The 19817-nt window shown below is 30.1% G+C and carries 22 protein-coding genes and 1 pseudogene; 6 read left to right on the top strand and 17 right to left on the bottom strand.

What is annotated here, in order from left to right:
* Positions 1-574: 574 nt before the first annotated feature.
* From HBE96_RS26885 to HBE96_RS16800, 3 genes are all read right to left on the bottom strand, one after another.
* Complete coding sequence (locus HBE96_RS26885; protein ID WP_342590198.1) at positions 575-1162, bottom strand: methyl-accepting chemotaxis protein; 588 nt, start codon at positions 1160-1162, stop codon at positions 575-577.
* 129 nt (positions 1163-1291) lie between these two features.
* Entirely contained in the window at positions 1292-2287 is a 996-nt protein-coding gene (locus HBE96_RS26880; protein ID WP_169298881.1) for an MCP four helix bundle domain-containing protein, read from the bottom strand.
* 338 nt (positions 2288-2625) lie between these two features.
* Positions 2626-4620: an oxidoreductase gene (locus HBE96_RS16800; RefSeq protein ID WP_169298880.1), complete on the bottom strand. Its 1995-nt coding sequence runs from the start codon at positions 4618-4620 to the stop codon at positions 2626-2628.
* 178 nt (positions 4621-4798) lie between these two features.
* Here HBE96_RS16800 and HBE96_RS16795 point away from each other — a divergent pair, with 178 nt between their 5' ends.
* The 3 genes from HBE96_RS16795 (at position 4799) to HBE96_RS16785 (ending at position 9319) form a co-directional block, all read left to right on the top strand.
* Complete coding sequence (locus HBE96_RS16795) at positions 4799-5359, top strand: PadR family transcriptional regulator (protein ID WP_169298879.1); 561 nt, start codon at positions 4799-4801, stop codon at positions 5357-5359.
* A gap of 397 nt (positions 5360-5756) precedes the next feature.
* On the top strand, positions 5757-7799 hold the full coding sequence (locus HBE96_RS16790) for a methyl-accepting chemotaxis protein (RefSeq protein ID WP_169298878.1): 2043 nt from the start codon (positions 5757-5759) through the stop codon (positions 7797-7799).
* Between the two features lie 272 nt (positions 7800-8071).
* Complete coding sequence (locus HBE96_RS16785; protein WP_169298877.1) at positions 8072-9319, top strand: MFS transporter; 1248 nt, start codon at positions 8072-8074, stop codon at positions 9317-9319.
* A 241-nt stretch (positions 9320-9560) separates the two neighbouring features.
* On the opposite strand, the gene HBE96_RS16780 is transcribed toward HBE96_RS16785, so the two are convergent.
* From HBE96_RS16780 to HBE96_RS16730, 13 genes and pseudogenes are all read right to left on the bottom strand, one after another.
* Complete coding sequence (locus HBE96_RS16780) at positions 9561-10184, bottom strand: VC0807 family protein (RefSeq protein ID WP_169298876.1); 624 nt, start codon at positions 10182-10184, stop codon at positions 9561-9563.
* Positions 10185-10212: 28 nt separating this feature from the next.
* Entirely contained in the window at positions 10213-10767 is a 555-nt protein-coding gene (locus tag HBE96_RS16775; protein WP_169298875.1) for a PadR family transcriptional regulator, read from the bottom strand.
* 246 nt (positions 10768-11013) lie between these two features.
* The gene (locus HBE96_RS16770) at positions 11014-11274 is read right to left on the bottom strand and encodes a transporter (protein ID WP_169298874.1); all 261 of its coding nucleotides are present in this window, start codon (positions 11272-11274) and stop codon (positions 11014-11016) included.
* A 158-nt stretch (positions 11275-11432) separates the two neighbouring features.
* The gene (locus HBE96_RS16765) at positions 11433-12227 is read right to left on the bottom strand and encodes a hypothetical protein (protein ID WP_169298873.1); all 795 of its coding nucleotides are present in this window, start codon (positions 12225-12227) and stop codon (positions 11433-11435) included.
* A 191-nt stretch (positions 12228-12418) separates the two neighbouring features.
* Complete coding sequence (locus HBE96_RS16760) at positions 12419-13003, bottom strand: sugar O-acetyltransferase (RefSeq protein ID WP_169298872.1); 585 nt, start codon at positions 13001-13003, stop codon at positions 12419-12421.
* Positions 13004-13082: 79 nt separating this feature from the next.
* On the bottom strand, positions 13083-13577 hold the full coding sequence (locus HBE96_RS16755; protein ID WP_169298871.1) for a GNAT family N-acetyltransferase: 495 nt from the start codon (positions 13575-13577) through the stop codon (positions 13083-13085).
* A 12-nt stretch (positions 13578-13589) separates the two neighbouring features.
* Positions 13590-13952, bottom strand: coding sequence for a MarR family winged helix-turn-helix transcriptional regulator (locus HBE96_RS26990; protein ID WP_425350761.1), 363 nt, complete (start codon positions 13950-13952; stop codon positions 13590-13592).
* Between the two features lie 205 nt (positions 13953-14157).
* A pseudogene (locus tag HBE96_RS16745) lies at positions 14158-14469 on the bottom strand (elongation factor G); the annotation flags it as partial.
* Positions 14470-14505: 36 nt separating this feature from the next.
* A complete protein-coding gene (locus HBE96_RS26740) occupies positions 14506-14628 on the bottom strand; it encodes a hypothetical protein (protein WP_281064356.1) in 123 nt (40 codons plus the stop codon).
* Between the two features lie 75 nt (positions 14629-14703).
* A complete protein-coding gene (locus tag HBE96_RS16740) occupies positions 14704-16464 on the bottom strand; it encodes a 1-deoxy-D-xylulose-5-phosphate synthase (protein ID WP_169298870.1) in 1761 nt (586 codons plus the stop codon).
* Between the two features lie 59 nt (positions 16465-16523).
* Positions 16524-16748, bottom strand: coding sequence for a MerR family transcriptional regulator (locus HBE96_RS26425; protein WP_243186973.1), 225 nt, complete (start codon positions 16746-16748; stop codon positions 16524-16526).
* A 9-nt stretch (positions 16749-16757) separates the two neighbouring features.
* Positions 16758-16925 (bottom strand): MerR family DNA-binding transcriptional regulator, encoded by a 168-nt coding sequence (locus tag HBE96_RS26420; protein ID WP_243186972.1) that lies wholly within the window; start codon positions 16923-16925, stop codon positions 16758-16760.
* Between the two features lie 415 nt (positions 16926-17340).
* The gene (locus HBE96_RS16730; protein WP_169298869.1) at positions 17341-17787 is read right to left on the bottom strand and encodes a MerR family transcriptional regulator; all 447 of its coding nucleotides are present in this window, start codon (positions 17785-17787) and stop codon (positions 17341-17343) included.
* Positions 17788-17944: 157 nt separating this feature from the next.
* Between HBE96_RS16730 and HBE96_RS16725 the strand changes: the two genes are divergently transcribed.
* Genes HBE96_RS16725 through HBE96_RS16715 form a run of 3 tightly spaced genes read left to right on the top strand, consistent with a single transcriptional unit; the run spans position 17945 to position 19182 of the window.
* Positions 17945-18355: a cupin domain-containing protein gene (locus HBE96_RS16725; RefSeq protein ID WP_169298868.1), complete on the top strand. Its 411-nt coding sequence runs from the start codon at positions 17945-17947 to the stop codon at positions 18353-18355.
* 27 nt (positions 18356-18382) lie between these two features.
* Positions 18383-18703 (top strand): carboxymuconolactone decarboxylase family protein, encoded by a 321-nt coding sequence (locus tag HBE96_RS16720; protein ID WP_169298867.1) that lies wholly within the window; start codon positions 18383-18385, stop codon positions 18701-18703.
* Positions 18704-18708: 5 nt separating this feature from the next.
* Positions 18709-19182: a flavodoxin gene (locus HBE96_RS16715; RefSeq protein WP_169298866.1), complete on the top strand. Its 474-nt coding sequence runs from the start codon at positions 18709-18711 to the stop codon at positions 19180-19182.
* A gap of 133 nt (positions 19183-19315) precedes the next feature.
* Here the strand turns inward: HBE96_RS16715 and HBE96_RS16710 are convergent, their stop codons facing one another.
* Entirely contained in the window at positions 19316-19756 is a 441-nt protein-coding gene (locus HBE96_RS16710) for a PTS sugar transporter subunit IIA (RefSeq protein WP_169298865.1), read from the bottom strand.
* Positions 19757-19817 lie beyond the last annotated feature (61 nt).

Raw genomic sequence — 19817 nt, 5'->3', positions numbered from 1 at the left:
CTGTTCTGTAGTTGATTTTCTTCTCTATAATTTGGCAATATCATATATAGGTACAAATAAGTCTGCTTCTTTTGTAGGCATTTCTACCATTGTTACGGTAATAGCAGGAATAATTATATTGAAATAAAAATTTACTATACTTCAAATCATTGGTACAGTATTAGTGATTGGTGGAGTTTACTTGGCAAATGTTATTCATGAAAGTAGCAAATCGGAAGAAGATAATTGTTTTAAAGAAATAGTAGAGAAATGATAGAATATATCGTAATATTCTTATATTACGAATTATGGGTAGGTAATTCCATCTATGATTTTGTGCGAATCGCTTACTCCTCTGACAAAAGGAAGTGGAGTTTCATTACTCTAAAAATACCGTAATTTTTGCCAGGACGGCAAAAGCTCCGAAAGCGACAGGACGTCGCATTTGAGGAGGTAGACATTTTTTAATATCTCAGGCATTAGAACTTCTTAAATGAAGCGAGTGTTCCTGCACAACATATATCAGCCGGAATACAGCTTAACGTTTCTTCGTTTACTGGCAGTTGCTTAGGAATATTTTTAAACTGCTGTATATTTATATCTTAAATTGCTGAACTATATTATTAAGCTCCTGTGCAAGTTCAGCTTGACTTTGAGCAGACTTTGAAACATCACTAATTACTAAAGTCATTTCGTGTATATTACCTAATATTTCTTCAGAACCTGCTGCAGATTCTTGAGCCGTAGCAGATACATTTTGAATAGCCCCACTTACCTGTTCTACTACCTCACTCATTTGTTTAGATAATATAGCAATTTTTTCAGACATATTACTAACAAACTCAGCATCTGTTTCATACTGAATACCTGTATCCATAAGCAGCTGGTAACTTGGCTTAACATCATTTGCTATGTAATCTAGTGCCTCATGACTGCTTTGTGAAAGATTACTAAATGCATTTTGTATCTGTACTACCATAGTCTGTATATTCGTAACTGCTTCAGCAGATTGTTCTGCAAGTTCTCTAACTTCGTCAGCTACTACTGCAAACCCTTTTCCATGTTCTCCTGCTCTTGCTGCTTCAATTGCAGCATTTAAAGCAAGAAGATTGGTTTGAGATGCAATACTTCCTATAGAATCAGCCATTATTTTCACTTCCTGAACTACTTCACCCTCTTCAATTGCTTTTATAATATTAGAACGTTTTTCTTCATAAATTAAGTTTCCAGCTTCAATATTTTTTGATGCTTTTGATTTTATATCAATAGCACGATTTCTAATCTCCTTTACAGAAATAGCTGCATCACTGGATTATTTTGCCAATTTATTTGTAGTTTCATCAATTTCTTGTGTTGAAACACTTACTTTTTCAGTAACTGTACTTAAATCTTGAGCACCTTTAGCAATTTGTTCTGTTGATCTATTAACTAAATCCATCTTTGATGAAATCTCCTGGGTTGTAGCAGATAATTCTTCACTAGACGCACTAATTTCCCCAGCACTATAAGTTATTTGTGATATTAAATTTCTTACACCGTTAACTGCTTTATTTAGTGATTCAGCTAAACTTCCTATTTCATCTTTAGAATTAATGTTTATAGATTTAGTTAAATCTCCATTTCCTACTGCTTCTGCAAAAACTAATACCTGTCTTATTCTATTAGAGATTACTGAAGCTATTATAAATCCAAGAATAATTGCTATGATAAGTCCAAAAATACTTGCTGCACCCACAACATAAAAAGAATTTTTATACAATTTATTATTGCTTTTGTTCCTATTACTTGCTTCATCATCAGTTATTTGTATTAATTTATCAAGTGAAGTAGTCAATTTATCTCTAATGGCTGCACTTTTTTTACTTGCTACCATAGCATCATCATATTTTTGATTTGAAACAAGATTTATTACATTGCCAGAAGCTTCTCTATAATCTTTTAAATCTTTTTGAAATTGTGCATATATACCTTTTTCTGTAGAATTTAGTCCATGTTCCTCATATTCTTTTAGCATCTTATTATTTTGTTCTCTATACTTACTTAGTTCATCTTGAGTTTCCTTAACTTTATTAAAATCCCTAGATTCAACAAGATTTATTATTAACAAACGTCCATGTAAAGAATTTGAGTTTACCTGTTGAAGATCTTTTAATATTTCTAAATCATCATTGTACATAAGAGAAGAATTTGAATTTATCTTCCCCATATTTAGTACCCCAATCCCTCCAACAATACCTACAAATAATGATACTAAAATAAAGCTAGATATAATCTTCTGTTTCATTTTTAAATTATTAAACCACATCATATTGAGTTGCCTCCTACTTAAAATGTTTTTAGATAATTAAATACAGCTGCTTGATCTGCAGCAGCAACTTACACATAATACTAAATTTTTTATAATATTTTATTTGAATTTTTACCTCCTTATCTTTATACTTTACTGATTTTTCTTAACTTAATTATATTAATATTTTTTACATTTTTATATATTATTTTTTATATAGTTTTACGGTAAATAGTTGATTTTATTATATTAATTTCAAAAATATCCATTTCTATCATAATAAAAAAGACTGCCCCTCATTATTTTGAGACAGTCTTTTTTATAAATACTATTTTTTATTCAAACTTAGATTTATTCAATTATATATGATTTGCAACTTCATAAGCATCCCAAATAGCATACATGATATTTGCAACCTTACGAGCATCTCCTAAAAGATGAATTTCTGGAACTTCAAATTCTAATTCCTTGTATAAAGAATTTTCTTCTTTATATCCAACAGAAAGTATTACAGAATCACATTTTATTTTATCTATTCCCTTTTCTGTTTCAACTTCCAAAATTCCATCTTTATATGATTTAACCTTTGAATTTGCTCTTACCTCTATACCATTAAATGGAATAAGTCTTTCAAGCATTTCACTGTTTGCAGAACACAAAGGTCCATTTAGTGCAAGAATTTTATTTAATGCTTCTACTATAACTACCTTCTTGCCCTTCTTTGCAAGGTCAAGTGCAGTTTCACATCCAACTAAACCACCACCTATTACAACAGTAGTATTTCCACAGTCTTTCTTTTCTGTTAATACATCTGCTGCTGTAAATACTTTATTATCATCTCCAAGTGAAAATACCTTTGGTGTAGAACCTGTAGCAATTATTATGCTGTCAAAGTCAGCCTTTAAAACCTGTTCTTTAGTAACTTCACTATTTAAATTTACTTCTACATTTAATTCTTTTAATGTATGTGCATACCAGTTAGCTAAAGCAATATCATCTTTCTTAAATTCTGGAGCTCCACCTGGAATAAGGTTTCCTCCTAGTCTATCACTCTTTTCATAAACCACTGGTTCATGTCCTCTAAGCGCTAAAACTCTTGCTGCTTCACAACCTGCTACTCCTCCACCAACTATTAAAACCTTTTTCTTCTTTAATATAGGAAGAAGTGTATTGTCTTTTTCCTTACAAGCCTGAGGATTTACAGCACAGTTAAGCATTGAATAGTGCTGAATTCTTCCCATACATCCTTCCTGACATGATATACAAGGTCTAATTGATTTACAATTATTACTTCTTAACTTATTTACATAATCAGGATCTGCAAGTAATGGTCTTCCAAGACTTATAATATCACATGTTCCATTTTCAACAGCTTCAAGTGCCATATCTGGATCATCCATTCTTCCTGCACATATAATAGGAACCTCTACAGTTTCTTTCATTAATTTAGCATAAGGTCTGTAAAGTCCTTTTTCCTGGTACATTGGTGGATGACTCCACCACCATGAATCATATGATCCAACGTCTGTATCCAATGAATCATATCCATAAGATACAAGTAATTTAGCAGCTTCAATTCCTTCTTCTAAATCTCTTCCCTTTTCAACAAATTCTTCACCTGGAAGTGCTCCATCCCTTAAATCTTTAATAAAGCTCTTTGGTGAATATCTAAGAGTTACTGGGAAATCTTCTCCACATCTATTTTTAATTTCTTCAACTATTTCACGTGCAAAACGAAGTCTGTTTTCTAAACTTCCACCATATTCATCTGTTCTGTGATTAAATAATGAAATAGCAAATTGATCTATAAGATATCCCTCGTGAACAGCATGAATTTGAACTCCGTCAAAACCAGCTCTCTTTGCATTATAAGCTCCATCTCCAAATTTTTTTACTATGGACTTAATTTCATCTACTGTAAGCTCACGGCAGATTTTATCAAGCCATCTATGTTGAATTGCTGATGGTGCAACAGGTGGAAATTCTCCAAGATTAGTAGGTATAGTTACTCTACCAAAACCACCTGACATTTGTAAAAATACTTTAGCATTATATGCATGTATTCTCTCAGTCATTTCTCTTGCAGTTCTAACAAATTGAACAGGATTATGTGTAGGACATGGGCAATTTGGCATACCGTGTTCTTCAACTTCATTATCTACAAAAGTAACTCCTGTAATAATTAAACCTGTACCACCTTTTGCTCTTTCAGTATAGTAATCGATTCCTCTTTGATTAAATCCACCCTCGCTGTCAGCTAATCCTAATGGTCCCATTGGTGCTAATGCAAAACGATTTTTTATTTCGCAATTTCCAATTTTGATTGGTTCAAATAGTTTTTTATACTTATTCATAAAACCACTCCTAATTTCACATAATATGGGTAATTAAACGTTTAATTAGTATATAGATAATTATATATTTAACAATCTATCATGTCAATGTTTACATGTTTATTTTTCCATGTTATATTTTACTTTCTATAAAGTAATGATAAAATAACTGTATAGAAAGAACGAGGTGTTATATAATATGAGGACTTTAAAATATGCAATTCTAGGACTTATTAATAGAAAACCATTAACTGGCTATGATATAACAAAAGAATTTAATGAGGGTTTAGTAGAATTTTGGTATGCTAAACACAGTCAAATATATCCTGAGCTGAAGAAATTAACAGATGAAGGACTTATTTCTTATGAGACAGTAATACAGGGAGAAAAGCTAGAAAAAAAATTATACACAATAACTGAAAGTGGAAAAAAGGATTTGCAAAAGTGGCTTACTGAAGATGAACCTTTAGAACCAACACCTAAGGATATTTTCAGACTTAAAGCCTATTTTTGTGATGAAATGGATATTGACACCTTATTAAAACAGTTTAAAAGTCAACTGAACAAACATGTAGAAAGACTAAATTACCTAAAAAATTCTATGGGGGAACTTTTAAATAAAAAGGATATATCTAAAATATCTTGTTCTAGTTTTGGTGATTATATTGTTTTAAATGGAGCTATTATGAGAGAACAAAGCTATATAGATTGGCTTGAAGATTGCATAAAAAGGATTGAAAATCCAGTAAAGACTAAATAGTTATATGATATTTTACAATAATTCAATTTATTATATTAAATATGAAGAACCCAGTATAAAATTTTTCTGTACCTGGGTTCTTGAAAATACCTTCATAATTAAGTATCTTTCATGTTATCTGCCTTTAAGATCATAGCGCTATAATTAAAATTAAACCGCATAAATAAAACCTTGTTTCAGATCCAACTGGTTACTAAATACATTTATTCATAAATAAAATACCTTTGTTGAATTTTGTAAAAAAATCAGCTATACTAAATATGAAGTTCCAAGCTTAACTAGTGATTTGTACGTACCATAAAAGCATTTTAATTTGCCTATTTACGGCATATATAAATCCTGTTATATATATGAACTACACAATATTAATTATCATATAAGGAGGTTCACAAATATTATGATCAAGTCTAGTAAAAAAAGTCTAAGTTTTATTTTAAAATCATTAAATATATTAACTGTACTAGTATGTCTTATAATAACTACTACAATAATGTATTTCCATTCACAAAGTTCCATTACTTCTAATTTAAAGAGTCAGAATAATTCAATTGTTAAAACTTCTAAGGTTACTATGGCAACATATTTTAATGGATATGAACTATCAATTAAAAATTATGCAAACTCTATATCTAATTTATATGGCCAAGCTAACAGCTTTGACAGCATACAAAAATTAAGTGAGAAATTTTTGAGTTCGGATAAATCCTTAGCAGGAGTCTATTATATTGATGGTACTGAAAACAAAATGTTTATTGCACCTTATACAAATTTTGATAATCCTAAAAACACAAAAACATATAAGGATACCATCTCTAAAAATGGACTAAACTGGTTCGACGCCTATAAGGATAAAATAACTGGAAATATGATGATTTCAGTTTCTTATCCAGTTATAAAAGACAATAACATAATAGGTGTAGTTGGATATGACATAAATCTAAACTCTCTAGGCGATTTAAGAAAACAATTTGAAAACAGCACAAATAATAAACTTATTATAAGTGACCAAACTGGAACGTTATTAACTTCCGGGTTAGGAAAAGAAGTTGGCGTTAATCTTTCTGTAAAAAATAATAATAAAAAAGATATTAAAAATATCATAGAAGATAAAACTGAATTTGCAAAACAGTATAGTTGGGTAGATGGAATTTATCAAAATAAAGAGGGCAACCAAAATGTCAATCTGCTTAATAAAAAGTATTATGTAGAGTATTCAACTTATGACAAGTTAGGAATTAGAATTATATCACTTATGCCTTACAGCTATATAACAAATTCAACAAAAAATTTAGTATACTTTAGCATTACCTCAATTATAATTGGAATAGTAATTGCTATGATAATTGCTATTTTTATTTCAAAATACATAATGAATATATTCACTAAAATTTCTACAGCAATTAAAAGGACATCCGAAGGTGATTTTATAACTCCCCTACAAATCAATAATATTACAGAGGGGATTCAGATTTCAAATGATTATAACAACATGCTAGAAAATGTAAAATCTCTATTGCTTAATATAGATGAAAAGTTTAAACAGGTTGAGAATAGTTCGGAAGGATTAATGAGAATAGCTACTGAAAATTCAAAAGCTATTAATGAAGTAAGTGATGCTATAGATCATATATCTAAAGGAACTATGGAACAAGCTACTAACATGGATAAAGGTTCAAGAGCTACTCAAAAACTAGGTGAAGAAATAGATTCTGTAATGCAGAATTCAGAAAAGGCAAATGGGGCCCTTAATACTTCAAATCAAAGTCTTAAATTAGGAGAAAAGGATATTTGTGATTTGTCTAAAACTTATGCAAATCTAGAAAATTCCTTGTTAAAGGTAGAAAATATCATAAATACCTTAAATGAAAAAACAGCTAATATAATAGAAGTAGTTGATGTAATATCTGGTATTTCTGAACAAACTAATCTTTTATCCTTAAATGCTTCCATAGAAGCAGCAAGAGCTGGTGAATCTGGAAAGGGATTTGCTGTTGTAGCTGATGAAGTTAGACAACTTGCAGAACAATCCCAAATATCCTCTGAAAATATTAGAGATATTATTACTACAGTAATTAATGATACAAAAGATGCAGTTTTGGAAATGAAAAAAACTAACCAGACAAATTCTGAGCAAAAAGCTGCTGTTGAAAACGTAAATGCCTCTTTTAGTTCATTAAAAGATTCTATAATGTTATCATTGGATGATATTAAAAATCAGACAAATTCTATTAAAATATTAGTTGATCAAAAACTTAAGGTTACAGAAATGATAGAAAATATTTCAGCTTTATCCCAGGAAACCTCTGCATCAACTGAAGAAATGTTAGCTTCTATTGAACAGCAATCTGCTTCATCGGAAGAAGTTAGTAATCATGCCAACACATTGAATGATTTAATACATGAAGTACAAATGGAGCTAAATAAATTTAGAATTAAATAACATTTTATATAAACCAGTACTTTCAATATTAAGTACTGGTTTATTTATTATGTATGTCACCCTTTCTTAAATAAATACAACTTTAAAAAAACATTTTCATTTCCATAATTATTCAATTGTGGTACAATATAAACACTAAATAATTATGCTAACTTAACTTTCTCACATACAAGAAATGAGAATTTTTCTGACATAAGGAAGAAAACTCACCTTCATTGTCCTCTGTCCTCTGGCAATTGTCCTCTATAATTACTGTACTAGGAGGTGCATACATGCTTAAAAAGTTCTCTATATACAGAGGTCTCCCTAGAAGTATATACATTTTATTTTTTGTACATGTTATAAACAGATTAGGGGGCTTTGTAGTTCCATTTCTAACATTGTATCTGACAGAAAAACTAAAAATGAATATCGAAATTATCGGCATTATCGCTACAATCAGCTCTTTACTAATTGTACCAGGATCAATACTAGGTGGAATGCTAGCAGATAAAGTTGGACGAAAGAAAACTTACATTTTAGCACAAACTGTATCAGCCTTAACTCTTATTCCCTGCGCTTTTATGGAAAATCCATCTATTATTATATTCTTAATTTTAATTTCAACATTTTTTAATGGTGCAGTAAGACCTGCACTGAATGCACTGGTAGTAGATCTCCTGCCTCCTGATAAAAGAAATGCTGGATTTTCATTAGAATATCTAGGAATTAATATTGGAGCAGCTTTTGGCCCTATGATAGCCGGATTTCTATTTAATAACCATCTTAAATTGTTTTTTTTAGGAGATTCCCTAACATCACTTATAGTGGTATGTATTTCATTAATATATATTGAAGAAACTAAATCAAAAGTCATCAGCACAAATTTAGCTTTTAAAGAAAAGAAAGAATCAGGCAGCACCATTCAGGCTATTTTAAAAAGACCTAAAATTGTAATTTTTTTATTCATATATATAATATATGATGTTGCATATACTCAAAGCAATTTTTCTCTGCCATTACAATTAAATAAAATATATGCTTCAAAAAGCTCAGAGATATTTGGTTTACTAACAAGTATTAATGCTTTTACAGTAATACTATTAACTTTGGTTATTACTAATCTTACGAAAAAAAATAGCCCGCTTATGAACATATCAATGTCAGGTGTATTTTATGCTTTGGGTTTTGGCATGATAGGAATAACCCACTACCTTCCACTACTTGTTGTGTCTACAGTATTATGGACTATTGGAGAGATATTAACATGCACAAATATTGACACATATTTAGCAAATAATAGTCCTGCAAATTTTAGAGCTAGATTTAGTGCTTTAACCGGTATAAGTTGGGCTATAGGTGCAACACTTGGAACTTCAGTTATGAGTAAATATATTCACCTTATGGGTATTAATGCAGTGTGGCCTTTGATATTTGTGCTATCAATTATAGCATCATTTTTTATACTAATGCTAAATTATTCTGACTATCTAATAAAGGTAGGACGGACTTGTATAAATCATATTACCAAATCACTATAATTTTTGGCCAAAATTATAGTGATTTGTTTTTGCACTGATTGGTATTTCCCACTCAAATGTTATATCTTTCAAGTAACTACTTTACTGTTTCTGTTTTTCCTTAAACTCCTTCAACTGCACTTATTACGACAATGACATAGCACATCATTTGAATTGTTCTTTTCATTTCTCATGACACAGTATGATACAAAATATACTAACATATCTTTTCATCTCAATGTCATTAGATTTTCGGATAAAACTATTTTTTCCAATACCAGCTAGGAAATGATATAGAAAAAGCTATAAGCAGAGGAGTAGAAATATTTGAATAAAGAGTAATTATAGCATAATATGACTGCATAGATACTAGATTTAATAATATAATACCTATTACTGCTTGACTCACATTTAATGCACCCCAAGCAATAGTTAAAATTATCCATGTTGATTTATACTTTGCATTTTTTCTAAGTTCTTCTGGAGGATTTTTAAAATAGCTTTGTTCAACTATTAATTGAATTAAAGGCTTTTCTAAAAATAAAGAGCCAAAGAAGATTAAAGCATATAAAACATCTCTTACTATAGGAGATATGAAATAAAAAGTAGGATTTTTTGATATAATAGTACCTATTAATCCAACTCCAGAAAAAATTGCTGCCATTGTTGCCAGTACATTAATTTCATGTTCTTTAATAAAATTAACTATAACCACACCAATACTCCATATTCCAGACAATATTATGCCGTTAAGTGGCATTTTAAATTTGTTAAAAACATAAAATATTACAATAGGTATAATAGCACTTACAACAAAATCTTTGTTAAATATATTTTTTGATAGCGATTGATTTTTATTAAGGCTACCTTTTATTGCATTTCCCATAATTAATCTTCCTTTCTACTTTCCATTTTTATTTTAATTTTTCTAAAGATTTTAAGGTTTCTTCACACCACTTTATTTTTGCCTCATCATCATATTTTCCATAATTAAGGGTAGTAAGCCATAATAATAAATTCTTTTTATCTTCACGACCTTCCTGTGCTTTTAAAATTTCCTCAACCTTTGAATATTCCTGAAGATTCTTTTCAGCCTTCTCTTTTTCTGTTTTAATCTTTTCAATAATATTTTCAACGGGTATATCCTTTGACCAAAATATTTTAAGTAAAAGTTCTGATCTAAGAGGGCTACTTTCTATAGGAAGCATAAGCCATTTTCTTAATTCTTCACTACCTTTTTCTGTAATTGAATATACATTTTTAGAGGGCCTTCCTTCATTTTGTTCTACCCTTTTTACTATTAACTCCTCTTCTTCCATCTTTTTAAGTACTGGATATATATGACCATAGTTTTCATTCCAAAAATATGATATAGAATTATCGCAACACTTCTTAATATCATAACCTGACCCCGACATTTGACTAAGTACTCCTAAAATAGCATATTTAGTTTTATTTATCTTTGACAATTTGACTTCACTCCATTTATGTATATTATTACAACATATCGCTTATATATATCACAGTGATATATTATGTTTTTATTATATCACTGTGATATATAAAGTCAACACTTTTTATAAAAAATATTGCGAAATATCTTTTTTAAGGGAACAAATAACAGTGTAAGTATAAGTTATATTATGACAGAAAGCCCCTTAATGCAATTAATTGCATAAGGGGCTTTTAAAAGAACTATTTATTTTAATAGAGCTTTAGTAAAGGGTAGAAACTGGATAGCATGCAACTTGATCAATAATTTCTAGGTCAAACCCATAAAACGTCCAATTTTGTCCAGTCCATATATAACCCGAAACTTCTCCATATTCTACTCTTGTAGGATAAAACCAAAAATGTCTTCCATATTGGGGCCATATATACGTATATGAGTATAAGCAGTCAATTATATATGAATCTCTTGGTTTTTTAGGAATATTTGTTGGTGGTGGAGAATCTGGTGGTCCGAATTGTCTCATATATTTTCACTCCTTTAAAAATCCTATGTGATTATTATATGAGTGAAACCACGGTGTTGTTCATATAAAAGTGTGTCTAATCTTTGCAATACAAGTGGTCCTTAATAGTTTTCAATTACGAATTAATCCTCCTTCAAATGATTATCTTAGGTTCAAAATTAAACTTTATAATAATCTCTCCATTCCTTTTCCAATTCAATTACGCCCTTTTTAACCACTTTTTTACACATGTTGTCAAAATCTATTCCTTTTTCTGAATGGTATAATTCTCTAATTTTTTTATCTCCATACTTATCATTTAAAAAAAGAAAAAATGATGCAGTTTCAAGATATGCAACCTTTCTTTTAAATTTACTATCTATATCCATATCCTTGTAGCTTTCTGGAGTATAACAATTGCTGTTTTGTATCAAATTTGAAATAGGTATATAGTAATTTTTATTTTTTACTTCATTTAATACTTTGGAATATCCTTCTTTATTTGTTATACCTAATAAAGTACCTTTTATACCGTATAATTCCTGCATTAATTGGGCTATACCTTCAGATACAAATTTATATCCTAGATTACCTGAAGGATCATTTAAAGTTAATAAATGAGTCATTTCATGTATTACTGGTTCTTTCTTTATATTTACCATTTTTTTACACAAATAAATATCTCTTGAGTCTGCATAGCTAACATCAATATCAGCTTTTACATAAACGTGAATATCCTTGCCATTTAACTCTTCATTAAATGCATTGATACCTAGATATTTTGGTACATTTTTTAATGCAGTTTCTGCCTCATCTTGAATTAGCTTTTTGTCTTCATCTCTTATGTCAGTGCCTATAGACTCCACCGCAACCTTATAGTTTTTATTATTACTGCTAGTTTTAACTGAACAGGAACATAAACAAATCATTAAAACAAAACTGCAAAAAACAATAATAAATTTGTTATTCCTCATTTTATTCCACTCCCCATTTGTTTGCAACAATCATATTTAAAGCTAATTTTTAACTCTTTGTATAACTTTTAATTGTTTCTTCAAGTAAGGTTCTTTCACTCTTACTTAATAAATATAATCTTTTATTAATATTATTTTTCTTAAGTTCACTTGTTAATATTTATGATACCCACCCTTAAATTAGAATTTGTTTATACATTCTTTCTAATAACTCTGCATGGATTTCCGTAAGCAATTGTATCTGCTGGAATATCATTTGTTACAATACTTCCTGCTCCAATGACAACATTATCTCCTATTGTAACATCAGGTAAAATAACAACACCGCCTCCAATCCATACATTATTTCCTATCTTTACTGGCGCAGTTTGTGTTTTACAAAATTCAAAAGAACCATTATCCTTACTCTTACCAAAACGTTCTTTTGCATTTGTTGGATGAAAAGCTGTATATATCTGAACATTAGGTGCAATAAGTGCATTATCACCTATTTTAATTTTGTTATCATCTAAAAATGTGCAATTCATATTTACTTCACAATTGTTTCCAAAATAAATATTATTACCATAATCAACATAAAACGGCGCAGTAATCCATAAATTATCTCCATATCCTCCAAGAAGTTGTTCTAATATGTTACTCTTCTTTAATCTATCTTCTGAATTATCCAAATTATAATCACGTATTAAATTTTTAGCCTTATGCCACTGTTCTAATAATTCTTTATCACCACAATCATAAAGTAAACCTGCTAACATTTTTTCTCTCTCAGTCATCTATATCATCCCCACAAATTACTATTTGTAATACTCAATCTTAAATTTACTGTTTACCTATTAGTTAAATAAACAATCATTATTTAATATTTTTTTCATAGCAATAGAACGGCTTTTCTTTTCCTAAAAAACTCATCTCTCCAACTAAGTGATACCCACATTTTTTAAATAATGCGTTCATTTTAGTATTTATTGAATAGGTATCTGTTTTTAAATATCTTATATTGTTAGCTAAAGCTAATTCATCAGCAAATTTCATTAATTCAGTACCAATTCCACTTCTCCTGTAGTTAGGATTAACTGCCATTCTATGAACAACCATACAATTTTCTTTCAATGACCAGTTTAACCCATTATACTCAACTGGCTCTACCTTATTAATGCATATGAAACCAACCAACTTTCCTTCTCTTTCTGCTACATATAAATCTTCTCTTTGGATATCCTTCATAAAATCTTTTTCCTGAGGATAATTTTTATCCCATTGCGTATTATTGTAAGTTTGCATTTCTGCAATAGTTTCCTTTATAATTTGCATAATTTCTTTTGTATCTTCAATAACTGCTTTTCTCATTCTAAAATCCTCCTAAAAATTTTTTATTTCTTTCCAATCACTTTCAATATTTTCTCTCATTTTCTTAACTAATTTACTGACTAGTTCCTTTTCTTCGCTGTTAAAATTCTTAAAACAAACCTCAATATTTCTATTTTCTTCTTCAATAATAAATGTGTATACTTCCAGTGCTTTTTCTTTTGGATAAAGTCTCCACATTCTTTTATCAATGTCATCTCTTTCTTTATCTATATACCCTGCTTCAATAAGTTTCTGTATAGCTTTTGTTGTAGTAGTTTTATCTACTTTTAAAAGGTTTGATAAATCAATTTGATTAATTCCTTGGTTTTCACATATCCTTGTTAAAAATGTAAATTGACCTTTTTGTAGATTTATTTCTTTAAATTTCAGGTCACTTATAGAATGAATACAGCGGGACAGAGTTCCTATCTCTCTTAATATATGGCTGTCTAAATCTTTAATAAGACTTCACCTCCTATAAATATAGTTGAACTTTCAACTATATTGTATTTATAATAGCATATACTAGTTGAACTTTCAACTAGTATATGCTGAAATGGTTTCCTAAAAAATCTAAAATCTACTTCAAACAATGCATATAGCTTTCTGCTTCTTCTCCACCTACTAAAAATGATTGTCCTTTTGAGCAGAAGATTGAAGTAGATGTATAATCAATATCTGCATTTTTATCATAACCAATTTTCTCAATTACTTCTTCTTTATTATGACATATATCATACCCATCAAAAACAAAATTGATCTTGCCTTTGCCCTTGGTAAAGGCTGTGAATTCTATAATATAATTCATAAAGGCAGCTACTGGGCCTCTGCCTTTTATAATGGTTTTATCAACAAACGTTTCGGGAGCATCAAAAGATCCTTTTAACTTTTCCCTTTAATGCTCCCACCATTATTTCTTCTCTAACCTTTAAAATACCGTACCGCTTAATGCTTTTATATAAGTAAGCCTGGTTCTATCTTCATCATATCGTATTTTACATACTAATTCGCTGAAATCTCCTTCACTTTTGTATTCAGTGAAGGTCAGCATATCTAATATTTCTAAGAAATTTTCTATGCTAGTATCCTTAAGTGCAGAACCAATTAAGCAAGGAAATATCTTATTTTACTTGATGATACTCATGATATTTTCTACTATCTGAACATCTGTAAGTCTATTTTTTTTCATAAGTTCCTCTGGAACATAACGATCTAGTAATTCCTTTTTGATACCATAATTTAATACCTTCATGTCAGAAGGACCATAATATCTTGCAATCTTTTCACCAAAACCACCATCTAAAATGCCATCTTCAAGAGTAATTACAAGCTTATGTTCTTTCTTCAAACTTTCCAGTACTTCTTCATCTACACCTGTAATATACTTTGGATTAATTAGCGTAGCCTCAATGCCGTTTTCATTTGAAAGCTTTGTAACAACTGCCTTACCAAGCTGATAGAAATCTCCAAGTGCAATCACTGCAACATCTTTTCCTGCTTTTGTCACCTGATATTTATTCAATTTAGAGTAATCTGTCTTATCTTCAACTCCACTTTTAATTACTCCCATTGCTGGAACACGGATAGCTACCGGATGCTCCTGCTGGCTCATTCCCCACTTAAGCATCTCAAAATATTCTTCCTTACATGTTGGAGCAAGATATATCATATTAGGAATGTTACTCATCATGCCAATATCATATAATCCAAGATGTGTTACATCATTCATTCCATAAACAGATGCTAAATTTACCAGTATTACTGCTGGATTATTATTTATGCATAAATCCTGTGAAATCTGATCATATGTTCTCTGAAGAAATGTACTGTATACTCCATAAACTGGCTTTCCACCATTTGCTGCAATTCCAGAAGCTAAAGCAACGGCATGTTCTTCTGCAATACCAACATCTACAAACTGTTTGCCAGCTTCCTTTCTTCTTTCTTTGCTAAAACCAATCACTGCTGGAGTTCCTGATGTAATAGCAACTACTTTCGGATCCTGTTTCATCACATCTAACAGGTATTTTCCTGTAAAGTCTCCATAATCCTCTGCATCACCCATAGAGAACTTTGATTCTCCTGTCTCTAATACAAAAGGTATTCCCCAGTGCCACTGTTCCTTATTCTTTTCAGCAAATTCAAACCCTTTTCCTTTAATTGTATGAATATGAATAACTACAGGATGTTCTGTATCTTTAACCTTGTTAAATACGCTGATTAACTGTTCAAAATCATGTCCATCTTTTACATAATGATAATCCAATCCCATTGCCTTAAAGAAATTACACTCACATTTGCCTTCTGAATCTCTAAGTTCCTTAAGATTTTTGTATAAACCACCATGGTTTTCTGCAATAGACATATCATTATCATTTACAATAATAATCATGTTTGTTCCTGCTTCAGCAGCATTATTCAATCCTTCATATGCTTCTCCACCACTTAGTGAACCATCTCCAATTATAGCAATTACGTTATCCTTCTCAGCTTTTAAGTCTCTTGCTTTAGCAAGACCACAGGCAAGACTTATAGATGTTGAAGTATGTCCTATGTTAAAAAAGTCATGTTTGCTTTCTTCTGGATTAGAATAACCAGAAACCTCATCATATTTTTCAGAATTGATAAACGCTTCCTTTCTTCCAGTAAGCATTTTGTGTATATAGCTTTGATGAGAAACATCATAAACAATCTTATCTTTTGGTGAGTTAAATACATAATGCAGTGCAATAGTCAGCTCCACAATTCCAAGATTAGGACCAATATGTCCGCCATGCTCACTTAACTTTTTAAGCAGTACCTTACGGATTTCTGAACTCAAATCCTTCATTTCATCTATTGATAATTTTTTTACATCCTCTGGTGAATTTATTTTTTCTAAATACATACTTTATCCTCCTAAAATTCATTTGTTTTATTTCAGAAATTTTTTCTAGTTTCGTCTTCTTATTTTTGCTCTTTGTTTTGCTTATGGATTGCTTCTGTTCCAGCTTCAATTGCCGTCTCATAGTACCATATCTTATGATTAATGGTTTCCATCACCTTATTTAATTCATTCATCTGCTTTTGAACAATTTCCTTTCTTTCAAAGAAAATCTCCAGCCGTTCCTTAAGCGTACTATCGCCCTCCTGGCACAAATCCATATACCTTTTTATGTCCTTTATTGACATTCCAGAATTTTACATAAATGTTATGATAGCCAATCCCTGAAAATCCTCGTCCTTGAAAACCCTAGTTCCATTAGGCTTCTTATCCACAAATGGTAAAAGTCCTTCTTTATCGTAATAACGAAGGATGGGAACTGTAACCCCCATCTTTTCTGCAACCTGTTTAATGGTATAATTCATAAAACAATCTTTTCTTCACTAAGTGGTTATTAATCATAATTAATGATATCTACAAGCATATGATAAAGGATAAAGTTAACTTTATGTCAATACTTCATTTCAAAAAAACTAAAGTTACTAATTCTATTTTTCTCCTTCGTACATTAGTTTTACATTTCATGTAGAATACCAATGAAGGATATTCCTGAGGGGCTTAATCACATTGTTCATAAATCTAACAGAATTAATATAATAGAATAACAAAAAATTTCTCATAAGCATATATTTGAAAAGAAAATCCATGAAAACTTAAAATCAAAACAGCTATAAAGCCTTCGAAAAAAATAACCTTTACAAACATAGATTTTCTTAAAATCTATGTTTGTAAAGGTATTTGCAATTAAATTTATGTATACCGTTAATTGCAATAACGTTGTTATTTGTCAGTTACATCTTTTTCTGCATTGTTATTTAAAAATTTCATAGCCAGTTCTTCACGTAATCCAGGAACATTTGTTGTCCCATTTTCTTTCGATATTCTATAAAATTCACATTTATAATTAATTCTATCCAAAGCATTTTGTAATAGTGAAATTTGCTTTTCAGTCTTTTCCCTCTGACGAAGGAATAGTTCATATCGCTGATCAATGGTAGTATCCCCTTCTTCACACCACTGAAAAAACTGTTTGATATCCTTAAGTGGCATACCTGTATTCTTTAAACATTCTATCATTTTCAGGCATTCAACATCAGTATCATCAAATACACGAACATTTCCAGATGTTCTATTAACAAGCGGAAGAAGTCCTTCTTTGTCATAGTAACGTAGGGCTGATATAGATATATCTAACATTTTTGAAATATCACCAATAGAATAATTCATAAATTACCTCCAAAAAGTTTCAATTTAATATTGACCTAAAGTTAGGTTTAGGTATTAGAATGTATTTATCATATGATATAAAAGGAACTTATGCAAGACTAAAATATATTTTGGATCAATAAATAAAAAATCATATAAAGAAGAAATGGAGAAAAAAATGGATAGAAAAAAACTAGAAAAGGTATCTAACTTTTTACTTGGAGAAGAAAATGTTACTTATGCACCTTATTTCATTGGAAAAAGCTATTTAAGTCTTTTGAATAGTAATGAAGTGACTATCTGTAACGTTACATTTGAACCAGGTTGTCGTAATAACTGGCATATTCATCATGGTGCTGGACAAACATTAATCTGTGTGGGTGGTCATGGCTGGTATCAGGAGATGGGTAAAGAACCACAGCTTTTAAAGAGTGGAGATGTGGTATATATTGCTCCAGAAATCAAACATTGGCATGGTGCTGTATGTGATGAGGCTTTTGCACATCTGTCCTTATCTGTTCCAGTAGAAAGTGCTTCTAATGAGTGGTGTGAACCAGTGACAGATGAAGAATATGAAAAATTAAAATAAGATTATGTAGTAAAAAAGGAGATATTTATGAAAAAACAAACAGCAGGAAGAGATGCCCTTGGAACATTTGCATCTAAATTTGCAGAATTAAATGATGATGTTTTATTTGGTGAGGTATGGTCACGGGAGGATAAATTATCACTTAGAGATCGCAGTATAATTACGGTAACAGCATTAATGACAAAAGGAATTTTTGACAACTCTTTAAAATATCATATGACAAATGCAAAAAATAATGGAGTAACTGCAGAAGAAATTGCTGAAATTATTACACATTTAGCATTTTATGTGGGCTGGCCAAATGCATGGGCAGCATTTTCACTAGCAAAAGAAGTTTGGGAGGAATAGATTATATGGAAAAAAAGTTGATTGTGTATTATTCATACACAAAGAATACGAAGAAAATTGCAGAACAGATTCAGAAGGCTACTGATGCAGATATTTGTGAAATTGAAACAGTAAAACCTTATGCAGGTGATTACAATTCAGTAGTTGATCAAGGGAAACAAGAAGTAGACCGTGGATTTAAACCGGAAATTAAACCTCTTAGAGTAAATTTGGAAGACTATAATACAATTATTATAGGTACTCCTGTATGGTGGTATACTTATGCACCGGCAGTTGCAACTTTTTTATCTGAATATGATTTGTCAGGCAAGACTATAATTCCATTTGCAACCAATGGAGGATGGCTTGGACATACATTAAAGGATATTGAAAAGGCTTGTAAGAGTGCAATTGTTACAAATGCCATTGATATCAAATTTAATACGGACAAAATGGTGACGCCCGAAATAACTCTTAATAAATGGATTTCTTGTTTATAAGTAATTTTTATAAACACTGCATTATTGAATTTTGAATTATGCAGTGTTTGAAGTATTGTTCTTAAAATTTCAACTTAATATAAAAATAAGGCTGTTGCTTTCAATACAACAGTCTTATTTTCAATTCACCTTATTATATTATCTCTAGTATTTCTGATTTTGATTTTGCATTTAGTATATTATTTCTAAATTCTTCATGCATTAATTTTCTTGATAAGTTAGCTAACGCCTGTAAATGAAGATCACTTTGTGAATCATTTACTGCTATCATAAATATTAAATTTACTGGTTCTCCATCTATTGAATCATAATCAACACCATTTTTAATTACTCCTAAGGCAATCCTTGGTTCCTTTACAGCTGTTGATTTAGAATGTGGTATAGCTATTCCAAAGCCTATACCTGTATTGCTTAAGGATTCTCTATGATAAATATCTTCTTTGAATTTATCTCTATCAAGTATTACTCCATCCTTTACTAACACATCAATCATTTTATCAATGAGATCCTCTTTATCCTTTGCAGTTATATTTAATTCTATAGTATTTTCTGTTATTAATTTATTTAATTCCATAGTTCATCATCCATCCCTTTATAACAAATAAGTTCTAAATTTTACTCTTAAACTATACTTT

It is taken from the genome of Clostridium muellerianum (assembly GCF_012926525.1).
Classification (GTDB): Bacteria; Bacillota; Clostridia; order Clostridiales; family Clostridiaceae; genus Clostridium_AM; species Clostridium_AM muellerianum.
The sequence above is the reverse complement of the archived record's forward strand: the minus strand, read 5'-3'. Positions and strand labels throughout refer to the sequence as shown.